The organism is Actinomadura sp. DC4, assembly GCF_030406325.1.
Taxonomy (GTDB): Bacteria; Actinomycetota; Actinomycetes; order Streptosporangiales; family Streptosporangiaceae; genus Actinoallomurus.
In genome coordinates, this window is the sequence record NZ_JAUEQY010000011.1 from 149,480 (window position 1) to 164,483 (window position 15,004).

Below are 15,004 nucleotides of genomic sequence, written 5' to 3' on the forward strand. Positions count from 1 at the left end.
CATGGATCGAGGGAAAGTGACTGCCGAACAGGGCGATGCGTTGCGACGATCGCCGGTCGCGGCCGGTGACGAGCCGATCGAGGGCACGGACGAGCGGATCGAGAGCGCCGGCGAGCCGGCCGGGCGTACCGGCGAGCCGATCGATGACGTGGACGGGACGACCCCCCTTACGCCTTCTGTACCGGACTCGATCCGGGAGGCCGGACGCCTCGCGCCCGACCACTGGCTCGGCATGGTCGACCCCGCCTGGGCCGGCGACGGCACCCCGCCGAACTGGGCGCTGGTCGGACAGTGGCGGTCGAGCCCGGAGGGCGAGATCGTCGAGTGGCGCGACAACGAGGAGTACCGGCCGTCGCCCTCGGCGCTCGGCTGGCCCGAGCCGGCCGATGACGTCGACGCCGCGGTCCAGCTCGCGGCCTCCGGCTACGGCCCCGGCGAGGCCGTGACCGACGCTCTGGCCACCCTCCCGGAGGCGGCGGTCTTCGTCACGCCCGAAGGCGAGCTGCTGCCCGCCACCGCGCCGGACGGCGCGACGCGCGTGATCCCGGTCTTCACCTCGCCCGGCTATCTCTACGCCGCGGGCCGGCTGGCGTTCGTGCTGATGACCGTGCGCGAACTCGCCGAGCGGATCCCCGCCGAGCACGTCGTCTACCTCAACCCCTCGGCCCCGGTGAGCATGACTGTGGATACGGACATGCTCCGCGAGGCCCTGGAGCGCGTGCCGCAGGTCGTCCCCGGAGACGACATCGCCGCCGCGCCGCGTCCGGCGACGGTCAGCGGGGACTTCGCGGCGGCTCCCGCGGACGGCGTGACGGCCGAAGACGGCTAGGACGGCCGGCGGCTGATCTCACCAACATCGGCGAAACCCACCGAAAAGGCTGCGGAACCCACCAAAAGAAAGATAATCGGAAAAGACGCCGCCAGGCGTTGAACCCGAACGCCACGGGATGCGTATGCCTGACTGTGGCCACCTCTCGCCGGGTCACCCCGTACCGGCCGAGGAGTGGTTCGAACCGCCGTGCGGTCGCGCGAAGGGGTGCACCGGTGCCGGATCCGGCGACCGGCCACTCTCTCGCCGGGGCCGAAGCCGTCACCGGAGGTTAGATCGTGTGGAAAAGGGCGCAGTACCGTCGGCCGGGGCGGAACGGGTCGGACGCGTCCGCCTCGATCGGCGCCGGAACCCGCGGCGACGGCAGAGCCGCGGTCGTGGTCGATGAGTACGACGGCCTGACTCTGCTGCGCTCCTCGCCGGACGCGCCGCCGAAGCCGGACGGCGTCGCCGAGCTGGCACGCTTTCTCGGCGGCGACAAGGCGAACGACGTGTTCACCGTGGTGGTCGGCGCGGACGGCGCGACCGCCGAACTCTGGGCCAGGCTCGGCACCGTGCTCGACTCCGCACGTGAGCAGGGCGCGACCGCCGTACGCCTCGCGCTGTCGGGCGCGGGCCGCCCGCGCCAGGACCGGCCCGCCCTGGCACAGCGGATCGCCGATGCCTGGGGCATCGAGGTGATCGCGCCGGACGCGGGCGTGGTGATCGTGCCCGGCGGCTCGATGTTCGCCATCGGCGCCGGCGCGCCCGTCCGTGGCTGGCGGTCCTTCACCCCCGGCGCGGAACCCCTGCCGCTCGGCCGGCGCAGCCCCGAGCCGCACTGGCAGTCCGCCCTCGCCCGGCTCCCCGCAGGCACCGTCGGCGGATGCGTGGTGGAGCAGGTCCCCGCCGGGATCCTGGTGCGGTCCGCGCAGGCACCGAGGTCGCGCGCCGCGAACCTCTGCTACGCGGTGCCGGTCGACGACGACCACCTGACCATTCTCGTCGGCGCCACCGAAGGCGACGGCGGCGCGGGCATCCCGGCCGAGGACCTCGCCGCCCTGCTCGCCGCGCTGCCGGAGACGATCCGTACGGCGGCGCGCCTCGCCCCCTGCGGCCCCACCGACCTGCTGGCGGTCGGTCAGGACACCGCCGAGATCCTGGGGGCGGAGGTGGAGGTGCTCACCGGGCTCCCGCTCGTCGTCGGCACCGACGACGAGCCCGTCGTACGGCCCGTCCTGATCGACGCCGACGCGGAACCGACCTGGGTGCCCTTCGTCGAGGCCGTCGTCTGCCGGCCGTACGGCGCCGACGGGACGGACCGTGTCCCGGCGCCCCAGCTCGTCCGCTGGCGCTCGCCCGTGGCCGGCGCCGATCATCCGGAGCCGGGCGCCATCGCGCTGTCGGACCGGTGGCAGGTCTCGGTGACGAGGGCCGGGCTGGCAGTGGGGCCGCGCGGGGAGGCTCCCGCCTTCGCGGGGCGGCCCGTGTCGCCGGAGCAACTGGCCATCGAGGTGAACCTCCGTGGTGCGGCGGCCGACGACGCGCTCTTCGCCGACCTGTCCCGCCTGCTCGCCGAGCTCGGCTCCGGCGTACGCGGCTTCGTCACCCTCCACCGGGTCCTGCCGGCGCACGCGTCCGGCGAGGAGGACTTCCGCCTGCTCCGGCTGGCGATCGAACACGGCGTGTCCCTGGTCGAGCCGCAGCCCGCCGAGGCGCCTCCCGCTTCTTCCGCGCCGACCGTACGGACCGTCGCGATCCCGCGGACCGGGCGTCCGCAGAGCGCGACCGCGGAGTCGTCCGCGCGCCCGGCGGCGGCGAGAGCCGACGAGCCCGCGGTGTCGCAGACGGCCGGCCCCGCGTCCCGGCCGTGGCCGGGTGAGGCACCGGTTTCGCCGGCGGCCAGGACCGGCGAGCCCGCCGCGGCGCCGCCGGGCTCCGCACAGTGGTCGTGGTCCGGTGAGGTACCGGCGTCCCCGGCGCCCAGGACCGGCGAGCCTGCGGGATCGCAGCCTGGTCCCGGGTCTCGGCCGTACCCGGGCGCCCCGGCCTTCCCGGCGTCTGGGGCGGGTGAGCCGGCGGGGTCTCAGCCGGCGGGCCCTGGGTCTCGGCCGTGGTCGGGTGAGGTACCGGCCTCCTCGGCGTCTGCGGCGGACGAGCCTGCGGGATCGCAGCCGGGTGCCGGGTCGCGGCCGTATCCGGGCGGCGCGCCGGCCTCCTCGGCGTCCGGGGCCGACGAGCCCGCCGCGGCACAGCCGGCCGGTCCCGCGCCCCGGCCGTTTCCCGCCGAGCCGCCGGCCGCCCCGGGCACGCCTCCGGACCGTACGCACGAGGCCGGCCCGTCCGCGCCGCCCCGCGGCCGAGACGATGCGGAACCCCTCCCGCCGGGCCTGGGGAAGACTCCGCCGACCCCCGTCTCGGGGAGGCCTCCGGAGCCCTCTCCGTCGCTCAGTACGGCCGCGGAGCACGCGCTCCGTCCGTCGTCCCCGTCCGCGGCGCCCGCAGAGCCCGCAGGGCCCGCCACGCCCGCGCACGCGGCTTCGTCCGCAGCCCCGGCCGCCGGGCCCGATCCCGCCGGACCGCCGCCGGCGCCTCCCGCCACGCCTCCCGCTCCGGCCCGGCCGGAGCCGGTCGCCGCGTCCCCGGCGCGCCCTCGGACCAGGCCCGTGGCACCCGCCCGGCGCAGTTCGGAGAAGGAGCGCGCCGAGTTCCGGTCGCTCGCCCAGCCGGTCTGGGAGCGGCACAGCGCCACGGTCAACCGGGCGATGACGAGGATGCCCGCACTGCGCGGCCCGCAGATGGACGCCACACGTACCGACCTGGTCGCGGTGCACCTCTACCTGTCGGACTCCCACTCCGAGCTGACCCCGCCGGGAGAGAAGACGCCGGACGACGCCGACCTCCCCGGCTGCTACACCGCCTGCCTGGCCTCCGGACTGTGCCGGCTGCCCTCGTACCGGGGGGTCGCCGTACGCGGCGGGCTTCCCGCCGACGGAGCACTCGGGCGCTTCGTGCCGGGCAGCGTGCTGCGCGAGCCGGGATCGGTCAGCGCGCTCCCGCTCGCGGCCGCCGCCGGCCTGTCCGCCGCGGCGGGCGGCTTCGTCATCTGGTCCTCCACGGGCCGGCGGGTGCGCCCGCTGCTGGGGTCCGTACCCGGTCTGGCCGCCGATGAGGTGGTCTTCCCACCCGGCACCGGTCTTCGCGTCCTGGACGTACGGTCCGCGGGCCCCGCGCCGATCATCCTGCTGAGCGAGGTGCTCGGCGCGGCCGCCGACGACCGGTCCGGCGATCTGGACGACGCCGACCGGGCCACTCTGGAACGACTCGATGAAGCGCTGAATCGGCAGGTGCCCTCCTCAGGAGGGACTTCTCCCACCGCCTGGCCGACGCGCTGCGCCAAGCCGCTGGGCGGCTAGATGGAGCGATACGCCGCCGCCCCGGCACCCGGAGGATCACCGGCGCCATCAGCGCTTCGATACGGACCTCAAAGGAGGAAGGTTTGCCTTCCAAATCAGAGCCCGGCGACCGTATGAAGTCGCTCGGCGTACGCCGTTCGGTCGAGTTGCCGGACTCGGACGTCGACACGGCCGGAGACCTGGCCCCGGCGGAAGAGCCGGGGCAGAAGGACGAACGGCCCGCGTCCTCCGGTCAGGAGACCGGCGGCGCGAGCCCCGTCGCGGCCGGCGGCACCTCGGCGGACCGGACGCCGGCGAAAGAGGAAGAGCGGAAGACCGTCACGGTCTCCGAGGTCGCCGTGACGCCGCCGTCGGTGAACAGCACCGCCGACGCCGGCGACGAGCTGCCGCCGGACCGGCCGAAGAAGACCGTGCTGGCCGGCGTGGCGATCGGCGGCGCCGTGGTGCTCGCCATCCCGATCCTGCTGATCGGGAGGGGCTCGCACGACCACAAGAAGGAGCCGGCCGCCGCCGCGGCGGCCACGGTCCTGCCCGGTGACGGTCAGCAGCCCGGTGCGTTCACCTCGGCCTCACCGACCGTCACCCCGACACCGACGGTCTCGAAGAAGAAGAAGGACAAGCCGAAGGCCTCGAAGAGCGCCACACCCAAGACCTCTCCCAAGGCGTCCTCCAAGGCGGCGGGCGACCACAAGGTACGGGTGCAGAGTGTGTCGAACCAGAAGCCGCTGGCGGGCGGCCCGCCGTGGAAGAGTCTCCGGCTGCACTCCCCGCGCGACATCTATCCCGGCAAGACCGTACGGACGAACCGCATCGCGCTGACCATGCAGGCCGGCGGCAACCTCGTGCTGCGCGACAAGAGCAACAAGGTCATCTGGTCCACCGGGACCCACACGGCCGGCGTCTACGCCGAGCTCCAGACCGACGGCAACCTGGTCCTCTACGCAGGGGACCGGCACGCGGTCTGGGCGGCCGGCTGCTTCGGCCACAACAACCCGACGATGGTGCTCCAGAGCGACGGCAACGTCGTGATCCTCGACAGCGGCGGCCACCCGATCTGGGCGACCGGCACCAACAGATGACTCAGTGACCGAGCGTGCCGGTCGGAGGGCAAGGAGAAGGCCGTGGCCCCCAGCAACGAATCCGGCGGAAACGCCGAACCCCTCGGTGTACGTCGCCAGGTCGAGCTCCCCGAGGTGAGCACCGACGCCCCGGACGATCTCGCGCCGACCCCGGATGCGGGGGCCAAGGCGGTGACCGGCGGCGGCGAGACCGGATCGGCCGCGGCGGGCACCGAGGACGCGCGGCCCGAGGGCGCCACGGCGTCGAAGGAGAAGGAAGAACAGCAGGCGCTCACCGCGGGCATCGCCGCCCCGGTGCCGCCGGGCGGCGTCCAGAGTGACGGGATGCCGCCGGACCGGCCGAAGAAGCCGGTCCTGGCCGCCGTCGCCATCGGCGGCGCCGTGGTGCTCGCCATCCCGATCCTGCTGATCGGAAGGGGCTCGCACGACCACGAGAAGCAGCGGACCGCCGCCGCGGCGGCCACGGTCCTGCCCGATGACGCGGCACCGCCGGGCGCCTTCACGTCCGCCTCGCCGGCGGTGACCCCGACACCGTCGGTCTCCAAGAGCCCTGAGGCGAAGAAGTCCAAGAAGAAGGAAGAGAAGCCCAAGAAGAAGGACGCGAAAGCCGCTGCGCCGGCCTCGAAACGGCACGTCGCCGTGGCGGCGGGGCCACCGACGGGCCCGCGGTTCGCGACCACTACCCGTCTTCTTCTGAAGAACGTCATGACCGGCCTGTGCGCGGACATCCCCGGGAACGGCGACGGAGACCCGCAGGACCCGCTGCAGCAGTTCACCTGCAACGGCTCGAGCCGTGCCAACGAGCAGTGGGACCTCGTGGTGAATGACAAGGGCGGGGGCCCGCACGGGGCGGATCTCTTCACGATCCGCAACAGCAAGGACGACTACTGCGCGGACCTGCCCGGCAACGGAGCGGTGGACCACGGCACCCACGTGATCGAGTGGGCGTGCTCCCCAGGCCGTACGGACAACCAGATGTGGTACCTCGTCAAGAAATCCAAGAAGAACTTCTGGATTCGCAATTACGCCAGTCACAAGGACTGCCTGGACGTGCTCGGGACCGCTGGTTCCGGAGGCAAGAAGGCGGCGCTCACCCTATGGCCGTGCGACTCCGAGGACGACCATCTCTGGTCCTTCCACTGAGCGCCCGGTGCCATCCGCGGTGTGACATCTACGTCTAAGGAGAATCGTCGTGTCTTCCCAGTCAGAGTCCGGCGACCGTATGGAGTCGCTCGGCATCCGCCGGTCGGTCGAGCTGCCGGAGTCGGACGTCGACGCGGCCGGAGACCTGGCGCCCGCGGCGGAGAGCGACGGTCCCGCCGAAGAGGCCGCCGGTTCCTCCGCCGCCGACGAGGCCGGGCGGACCGGCACGTCCGAGAAGTCGTCGGCGGACACGACGGCGCCGCCGGAGAAGGACACGAAGGCGATCGCGGCCCCTGAGATGGCCGTGCCGCCGGCGGCGGGCGATACCGCCGCCGGGGATGACGAGATGCCGCCGGACCGGCCGAAGAAGACCGTTCTGGCGGGGGTGGCGATCGGCGGGGCCGTGGTGCTCGCGATCCCGATCCTGCTGATCGGGACGGGGAACCATCACGGGAAGAAGCATCCGACCGCCGCCGCGGCGGCGACGGTTCTGCCCGGAGACGGGGTGCCGCCGGGCGCGTTCACCTCCACCTCGCCGACCCCCACCCCGTCGCCGTCCACCTCGGCGAAGAAGAAGGTCAAGCCCAAGGAGAGCAAGAAGCCCGCGAAGAAGAAGGTCGTCGCGGCGGCGAAGAAGTCCGGCTTCGCGGGCGTCTCCAACGTGTTGCTGAAGAATTCCGCGAGCGGGCTGTGCGCCGATGTGCCGGGCTACGGCAGGGGGTCGACCGACGGCCCGGTCGCGCAGTACTACTGCGCCCTCGGCGACGCCGACAACCAGGTCTGGTCGCTCGGCGTGATGCGCGACATGAAGGGCCCGGGCGGCACCGCCCTCTTCACGATCCGCAATACCACGGACGACTACTGCATGGACCTTCCAGGCTACAGCGGCGTGTCGGCCGGCACGAAGGTGACGGAGTACTACTGCCGGCCCAAGAACGACAACCAGCTCTGGTACCGGTCGCACACCCGCGGCCACCTCTACCGCATCCGCAACTACTCCAGCCACGGACTGTGCCTCGGCCCGACCGGGCGCTCGCACGCCAGGGACAAGCAGCTCGAGATCCACGCGTGTGGAAGCGGAGACGAGTGGTCGTGGCCGAGCGGTGAATGACCACGGGCGGCGCGCGGCGTCAGCTGACCCGGGGCTCGGAGTCCTCCGGCCAGGTGTCGTCGTCGGGCAGGCCGGCGGGGTCGCACGGATGCCCGGTCCACTGCTGGAGCCGGTCGAGCTGTGCCAGCTGGCGCCGGGCCGCGTCCGCCGCGTGCCGGGCCTCCGCGCGTACGCCGGGGTCGTCCGCCATCGCGGACGCGTGGTCGAACCAGAGCGCCGCCTCGGCGTGCTGGTCGTCCTCGGCGCAGCGGTTGCCGGCCCGGAGCGCCGCGTCGATCAGTTCGTCGCGCGCGACCAGGGGCCCCGCGGCCATCAGGTGGCGGGCGATGTGCACGGGGTGGCGCTTCCGCAACTCGCCCAGGCCGTGCGCCGCCGCGGCGTGCAGGACCTGGCGGCGGGCGGGGGTGAGATCGTGCAACACCAGCTCGCGGGTCAGGTCGGGCATGAGGTAACGCCCCGGCCGGCCGGGTGCGGTGTCGTCCTCCCAGTTCAACGCGCGGGCGATGACGGACGCGTCCAGGATGGACAGCAGTTCCTCGCGCGTGATCGTGCGCATCTGCAGGAGGAGTTCGACGTCGAGCTCTCCGCCGGTGACCGCGACCGCCTCCAGCATCTTGCGCACCCGGTCGTCCAGCAGGTCCATCCGCGCGCGCAGCACCCTGCTGACGGAGGCGGGGAGCTGCGCGTCGGGACCGGTGCGCCGGTCGCTGGGCAGCTCCAGGATCTCGGTGATCAGGAACGGGTTGCCCTCGCCGCGCCGGTGCAGCGCCGCCGCCTCGCGCTGGTGGAGGTCGGTGCCCGGGAGCCCCGGGGTGAACGGGGTGGAGTGACGTTTCAGCAGCTCGTGGACGTCGGCGACGGTGAGCGGTCCGAGCGGCAGCAGGGTGGCGCGGCTCTGCCGTACGAGAACCGCCAGAAGCTCGCGCAGGCCCACGTCATCGGCGTCCTGCGTCGTGCAGACCACGACCATCGGCACGTCGCGCAGCAGCCTGGCGTACATGCCGAGCGAGCGCCGGAAACGGGGGCCGGCGCGGTGCAGGTCCTCGATCAGGCAGATGGTGGGCTGCTCGGTCAGCCGTTCCGCCAGGTCGCGGGCGACCGCCTCGGGCCCTCCCTCGATGCGGATCTGCGGGTAGAGCGCCGACAACAGCCGGCTGAGCGGATGGACCCGTACGTCGCCCTCTTCTTCTTCCTCCTCCACCGCGATGTCGAGGCCGCAGCGGACCCACACGACACGGAACGCGGCGTCCGCGGAGCGCGACGCGAACTCCTCGGCGAGGCGGGTCTTGCCGATGCCGGCCTCTCCGGAGAGCAGGACCCAGCGGGTGTTCCCCTGGGCCGCGTCGCTCAGGAGCTCGTCGAAGCGGGCCAGCTCGTCCGCCCGGCCGACGAGCGGACCGGCCGCGCCGGCGGGCTGCGGAGCCGGAGCGGCGGGCGCGGCGTGGGAGCGGAAGTAGGCCGGGGCGGGCAGGTCCTGGCGAAGAACCCCCATGTGGACGCCGCTCAGCTCGGGACCGGGTACGGCGCCCAGCTCCTCGGAGAGCAGCATGCGGATCGTCTCGAAGCTCCGCAGCGCCTCCGCGGACCGGCCCGCCAGGTAGAGGGCTCGCATCAGCAGGGCCCAGGCGGCCTCGCGCAGCGGAGCCCGCGTCGCGAGGTCCTCGGCGACGAGCACGGCCTTCTCCGGCTCGCCCTGCTGGAGGAGGACGGTGGCCTTGAGCTCGCCGGCGGCCATCCGGATCTCTTCGAGCCGCGCGATCTCGCGAGCCGCGAACGCGTGGTCCGCGGCGTCGGTCAACGGGGTCCCGCGCCACAGGCTCAGACCGCGCTCGACCTCGGACTGGGCGTCCACGAGCCGCCCGCGGGCCAGCAGCCCGCGGGAACGGTTGACCGCCTCTTCGAAGCGGTTCGAGTCGCGGGTGTCGGGCGGCGCCGCGAGCGTGTACCCGGCGGGCCCGCTGACGAGCACGGTGCCCTGCCCGCGCAGCGCGCGCTCCGGTTCGAGCACGTCGCGCAGCCGGCTGATGTGGGAGTGGATCGAGGAGACGGCGCCGGCGGGCGGATGCCCTTCCCAGAGGTCGTCGCACAGGCGGTCGGCCGAGACCGGATGGCCGTTCTCGACCAGGAGACGCAGGAGCAGCACCCGGCGTTTGGGCGGCCCGAGGTTCAGCCGGACGTTTCCGGACCATGCCTCAAGCGGGCCCAGCAGCCCGAACCTGACATGGTCGCTCAACCGTTCGCCTTCCGCAGGGTGGATGTGACGACGTCGCGAGTCTCGTTTCCGCCGGCGGCTGAAGGGGGGTCCACGATGTTCTTCGACCCCCGAGGACATCGTGCACCTCCTGACTATCCATCTGACAGGTCGATAGCTGTTCATTCTGCGGAGGTGCCGACGGCCGGGAGGCGCTGAACAGGGATAAGCCAAAGGCGACTATTCACCCGATTGTTCACAAGGGACGCAAGGTTGCCATAACGTTACGGATGATCAAGGAGGGGAGGGGCGAAGCGGGGGAAGACCCGCCTCGATCGATGCCGACATGAAGCCTGAGATCCGCCGATTCACCAGCCTGGGCGAGCGACTGAGGGCCGCGCGACACCGGACCTTTGTCGGGCGTGCCGCGGAGCTGGAACTGTTCCGCGCGGCGCTGAACGGCGCCCCCGAGTCCTTCGCGGTGCAGTTCCTGACCGGGCTGGGAGGGATCGGCAAGTCGACGCTGCTGCGTCGTTTCGCCGAGGAGGCCGCCGCGGCCGGGCGGACCGTCGTCGAGATCGACGGACACCAGGGCCCGCACACTCCGGAGGCGTTCGAGGCGGACGCGGCGAAGATGTTCACCGACGACCGCGCGGTGCTGCTGGTGGATGACTTCGAGGCGTACCGGCCGCTCGAAGGCTGGCTGAGAGAGCGGTTCCTGCCCCGGCTGCCCGCCGGCGCTCTCGTGGTCCTCGCGGGAAAACGGCCGCCGGACGCGATGTGGTTATCAGATCCCGGCTGGGAGGACGTGCTGCGGGTCATCCCCGTGGACGACCTCCCGCGTGACGACGCGGTCGCGCTGCTGACCGCGCGCGGGGTGCCGTCCGCCCTGCACCCGGCGCTGCTCGCCTTCGCGGGCGGCCATCCGCTGGCCCTCTCGCTGGCCGCGGCGGCGGAGCGGAACGGCGGGGGTGAGGCGGCCGGGTGGACGCCGCCCCAGGAGGTGATCGCCGCGCTGCTGACGCGGTTGGTCGGCCAGGTGCCGTCGCCGGTCCACCGGCAGGCCCTGGACATCAGCGCGCACGTCCGTACGACCACCGAGGGGCTGCTGCGCGACGTGCTGCCGGAGGCCGACGCGGGTGCCCTGTTCGCCTGGCTGCGGCAGTTGTCGTTCATGGAGCCGGCCTCCTCCGGGATCCGTCCGCACGCCGTGATCCGGGAGGTCCTCGACACCGATCTGTCATGGCGCGATCCGCAGCGGTACGAGGACATGCACCGCGGGCTCATCCGCCGTTTCGTCGCCGAGGTACGGGCCGGCTCGGGCCCGATGGGGTTCGCCCAGATGGAGGCGCTGCTCTACCTCCTGTGGGACGGCTCGGGCCCGTCCGGCGAGCGCGAGGGCCGCCACGTGCACGAAGACGTGCTCCGGTCGGGCGACCGGGACGCGATCCTGGAGATCGCGGCCGAGAAGACCAACGAGGAGACGGCCGCCATCGTCGGTTTCTGGCTGGAGCGGCGGCCCGACGCGTTCGCGGTCTTCCGCGACTCGGCCACCGAGGAGCCGGTGGGGTACATGGTCTCGCTCCGGCTCACCGAGCCCGACGACGAGGAGAACGCCGCCGACCCGGTCGTCGCGGAGGCGTGGTCCTACGTCCGCCGGATGAGCCCGCTGCGCGAGGGAGAGCATCTCGCGATCGTCCGGTGCATGCTGTCACGCGAGCCCTTTCCCTCCCGCGTCGGCGATCTCATCGCCGCGCGGATCGCGACCATGGCGATCAGGTCCGAAGGCGTGGCCTGGATCTGCCTCGTGCTGTCGGACCCGGACAAGTGGAAGCGGTTCACCGTCTTCGGCGAACAGGACGCCCTGCGCGTCTCCGTCGGCGACCAGACGTTCGGCCTGCTCTGCCGGAACTGGCAGGAGGCGAGCCCGGAGGTCTGGCTCGAACAGCTCAAACCGCGCCGGACCTCCCCGCAGGGAGCGACGCCGTACCACCGCTCCGTACGCAGGTACGCGGTCCTCTCGCGCGCCGAGTTCGACGCGGCGGTCCGCAGCGCGCTGCGCTCGTGGAACCGGCCGGACGTCCTCGCGAACAGCCCGCTGGTGCCGACGCGTGTGGTCGCCGAGGCGGGTCCCGAACCGGTCGACGCGCTGCGGAAGGTGCTGGGGGAGACGGTCGAGCGGCTCGGCGCCGACCCGCGCGAGGTGAAGCTGCACCGGGCGATCACGATGACGTTCATGCACAACACCCCGACCCAGCAGGCGGCGGCGGACCGGCTGGGCCTGCCGTTCAGCACCTACCGCCGGCACCTGACCCGTGGCCTCCAGCGCGTCTGTGACCTGCTGTGGCAGCGCGAACTGCTGGGTGCGGGCGACGCCGAGACCGGTGACAAAGGACACATACCGATCAGTCATATCTGACCGATCGGACAGTTAAGGTGGGCTCATGGCCCGCTCGCCCACCGACCTGAAGGAACGGCTCCTCGTCGCCGCGCTGCGGTTGTTCGTCCAGCACGGCTTCCGCGGGACGTCGCTGGCGGACATCGCCGCCGACGTCGGCTGCTCGAAGGCGTCGCTGCTCTACCACTTCAGTAACAAGGAGGCGATCCTGGCCGAGCTGCTGGTGCCGGTCGGCAAGGAGGTCGCCGTGCTGGAGGCGCGTTCGGCGATGCTGGACGGTCAGGCGGCGGCCGTCGCCACGGTCACCGGATTCGTCGACCTGACCCTGCGCTTCCGGCGGGAGATGAAGCTGCTGTTCGAGACCGATGCCACCTCGCTGTCCGACCTGCCCGACCTGGGCGTCGAGGACATGGACGGCATCGAGCACCGCCTGGTCGACGCGATGGCGGGCCGCTCGCCGGAGCCGCAGGACCGCGTGGCCGCGGTCATGGCCCTGAGCGGCCTGTTCGTCACCAGCGCCGCCGACCTGCCCTTCGACGACGAGACCCTGCGCGCGGCGATGATCGCGAGCGCGCTGCGGACGCTGGGCCGCACTCCCTGACTTCTCCCCGGTTCCTCGCCGCCGTGCGCGGCCGGACCGGGCTGCCCCCTGCTCCACCCGGGCTGTCTTTTCCGACGAAAGGTCTTTCCCTGATGGCGACCGTCCTTTACCGGCTGGGCCGATGGTGCTTCGCGCACCGTGGTCCGGTCGTGCTGATCTGGCTGCTGCTGCTCGGTGTCATGGGCGGGGCGGCGGCCGCGTTCAGCGGCTCGACCTCGAGTGAGTTCCGCATGCCGGGAACCGAGTCCCAGCAGGCGATGGACGCCCTGGCGAAGGAGTTCCCCCAGGCGGGCGGCGCCACCGGCACCATCGTCATCGCCGCTCCGCAGCGGCTGACCGAGGCGCAGGTCGCGCCGGTCGTCGCGCAGGCGGCCGCGGTGCCCGGCGTGATCGCGGCACCCGACCCCCTCCAGGCAAGGTCGGTCTCGCCCGACGGGCGCTACGCCCTGGTCCAGGTCCAGTTCGCCAAGAAGATCGCGGACATCACCGACGCCCAGCGCGCCGCGTACACGAAGATCACTCGGAACGGCCAGGGGCTCCGGATCGCGGCCGGCGGTGAGGTCGCCAAGGCCAAGGGCGGCGGCGAGGCCACCGAGGGGATCGGCGTGCTGGTCGCCGCCGTCGTCCTCATCATCACCTTCTCCTCCTTGGTGGCCGCCGGGATGACGCTGGTCAACGCCCTGGCCGGGGTCGGCGTGGGCGTCGCCGGGCTGTACGCGCTGACCGGCGTGGTGGAGCTCAACTCCACCAGCCCGGTGCTGGCGCTGATGCTGGGCCTGGCCGTCGGTATCGACTACTCGCTGTTCATCTCCTCCCGCTACCGGCAGAACCTGCTGGATGGCATGGAGGCGCGGGAGGCGGCCGGACGTGCGCTCGGCACCGCCGGGTCGGCGGTCGTGTTCGCCGGGGCCACCGTGGTCATCGCGCTGGCCGGGCTGTCGGTGGTGGGCATCCCGTTCCTGACCGCCATGGGCCTGGCCGCCGCCGCGACCGTCGCCGTCGCCGTGGTCGTCGCCCTCACGCTGCTGCCGGCCGTGCTGGCGTTCGCCGGCGCCCGGGTCCTGCCCCGCCGCCATCGCACTCACAAGGACGGCCGCCACGAGTCGAGGGAGGGGTTCGGGTTCCGGTGGGGCCGCCTCGTCACCCGGCTGCGCCTGCCGGTCCTGCTGGCCGGGGTCCTGGTGCTCGGCGCGCTCGCCCTGCCGGTGAACCACATGCGCCTGGCGCTGCCCGACGCCGGCACCGCGGCCAAGGGCTCGGACGAGCGCCAGGCGTACGACCTGGTCAGTGAGGGGTTCGGCGAGGGCTTCAACGGCCGCCTGGTCGCCGTCGTGACCGGCGGCGACGCCGCGGCCACCCGCGCCGCCGCCCAGCGGACCGTCGCGCTCGTCGGAGGACTCCCGGGCGTACGGACCGTCGCGCCCGCCAAGTACAACCAGGCCGGCACCACCGCGCTGGTGGCCGTCGTCCCCACGACCGCTCCCGCCGACGCCGCCACCGAGGACACCGTCCACGCCATCCGCGCCAAGGTCGCCGGCGTCCAGGGCGCGCGGGTCGCGCTGACCGGCACCACCGCGGTCGGCATCGACATCTCCGAGAAGCTCTCCGGCGCCCTGCCGGTCTACCTGCTGCTGGTGGTGGGCCTGTCGATCCTGCTGCTGATGCTGGTCTTCCGCTCGCTGCTCGTGCCGCTCAAGGCCGCGGCGGGGTTCCTGCTGACCGTCGGCTCCACCTTCGGCATCACCACCGCCGTCTTCCAGGACGGCCATCTTGCCTCCCTGATCGGCGTCGACACCCCCGGACCGCTGATCAGCTTCCTGCCCATCATCCTGATCGGCATCCTGTTCGGCCTGGCCATGGACTACGAGGTGTTCCTGGTCTCGAAGATGCGCGAGGACTTCGTCCACGGCGACCCGCCCCGCCAGGCCACCGTCAACGGCCTGGGCGCCAACGCCCGCGTGGTCACCGCCGCGGCCCTCATCATGATCTCGGTGTTCGCCGGCTTCGTGCTCACGCCCGACCCGATCATCAAGTCCATCGGGTTCGCCCTGGCGATCGGGGTGTTCATCGACGCCTTCGTCGTCCGCATGACCCTGGTCCCCGCCGTGATGTCGCTGCTGGGCCGCGCCGCCTGGTGGCTGCCCCGATGGCTCGACCGGGCGCTGCCGAACCTCGACATCGAGGGGGAGCGGCTCCGCCGTGAACTAGACGAGCCCGCGCCCCGGCAGTTGGAGATGAGCATCGATTGAAAAGCCGT

General features: G+C 72.7%; 9 protein-coding genes. 8 read left to right on the plus strand and 1 reads right to left on the minus strand.

Going from position 1 to position 15,004, the window contains the following annotated elements; genetic code table 11:
- The first annotated feature begins 40 nt into the window (after positions 1-40).
- The 5 genes from QWU11_RS19695 to QWU11_RS19715 all read left to right on the plus strand — a co-directional run bounded on the left by QWU11_RS19695 (position 41) and on the right by QWU11_RS19715 (position 7,557).
- Positions 41-829, plus strand: a complete 789-nt coding sequence (locus QWU11_RS19695) for a type VII secretion system-associated protein (protein ID WP_290115245.1) — start codon at positions 41-43, stop codon at positions 827-829.
- Between the two features lie 278 nt (positions 830-1,107).
- Positions 1,108-4,224, plus strand: a complete 3,117-nt coding sequence (locus QWU11_RS19700) for a hypothetical protein (RefSeq protein ID WP_290115250.1) — start codon at positions 1,108-1,110, stop codon at positions 4,222-4,224.
- Positions 4,225-4,307: 83 nt separating this feature from the next.
- The gene (locus tag QWU11_RS19705; protein ID WP_290115251.1) at positions 4,308-5,303 is read left to right on the plus strand and encodes a hypothetical protein; all 996 of its coding nucleotides are present in this window, start codon (positions 4,308-4,310) and stop codon (positions 5,301-5,303) included.
- A 42-nt stretch (positions 5,304-5,345) separates the two neighbouring features.
- Complete coding sequence (locus tag QWU11_RS19710; protein ID WP_290115254.1) at positions 5,346-6,446, plus strand: RICIN domain-containing protein; 1,101 nt, start codon at positions 5,346-5,348, stop codon at positions 6,444-6,446.
- Between the two features lie 49 nt (positions 6,447-6,495).
- A complete protein-coding gene (locus QWU11_RS19715; RefSeq protein WP_290115256.1) occupies positions 6,496-7,557 on the plus strand; it encodes an RICIN domain-containing protein in 1,062 nt (353 codons plus the stop codon).
- A gap of 19 nt (positions 7,558-7,576) precedes the next feature.
- On the opposite strand, the gene QWU11_RS19720 is transcribed toward QWU11_RS19715, so the two are convergent.
- Positions 7,577-9,790, minus strand: a complete 2,214-nt coding sequence (locus QWU11_RS19720; protein WP_290115266.1) for a BTAD domain-containing putative transcriptional regulator — start codon at positions 9,788-9,790, stop codon at positions 7,577-7,579.
- Between the two features lie 304 nt (positions 9,791-10,094).
- Between QWU11_RS19720 and QWU11_RS19725 the strand changes: the two genes are divergently transcribed.
- The 3 genes from QWU11_RS19725 (at position 10,095) to QWU11_RS19735 (ending at position 14,996) form a co-directional block, all read left to right on the plus strand.
- Positions 10,095-12,167 (plus strand): ATP-binding protein, encoded by a 2,073-nt coding sequence (locus QWU11_RS19725; RefSeq protein WP_290115268.1) that lies wholly within the window; start codon positions 10,095-10,097, stop codon positions 12,165-12,167.
- Positions 12,168-12,192: 25 nt separating this feature from the next.
- Positions 12,193-12,747 carry a TetR/AcrR family transcriptional regulator gene (locus QWU11_RS19730; protein ID WP_290115270.1) on the plus strand — a complete coding sequence of 185 codons (555 nt, stop codon included), beginning with the start codon at positions 12,193-12,195 and terminating at the stop codon, positions 12,745-12,747.
- A 92-nt stretch (positions 12,748-12,839) separates the two neighbouring features.
- On the plus strand, positions 12,840-14,996 hold the full coding sequence (locus tag QWU11_RS19735) for an MMPL family transporter (protein ID WP_290115273.1): 2,157 nt from the start codon (positions 12,840-12,842) through the stop codon (positions 14,994-14,996).
- Positions 14,997-15,004 lie beyond the last annotated feature (8 nt).

What these genes read in the sequence shown, in the direction of transcription:
- QWU11_RS19730 (WP_290115270.1), top strand. Translation starts at nt 12,193, where the DNA reads ATGGCCCGCTCGCCCACCGACCTGAAGGAACGGCTCCTCGTCGCCGCG.
- QWU11_RS19725 (WP_290115268.1), top strand. Translation starts at nt 10,095, where the DNA reads ATGAAGCCTGAGATCCGCCGATTCACCAGCCTGGGCGAGCGACTGAGG.
- QWU11_RS19735 (WP_290115273.1), top strand. Translation starts at nt 12,840, where the DNA reads ATGGCGACCGTCCTTTACCGGCTGGGCCGATGGTGCTTCGCGCACCGT.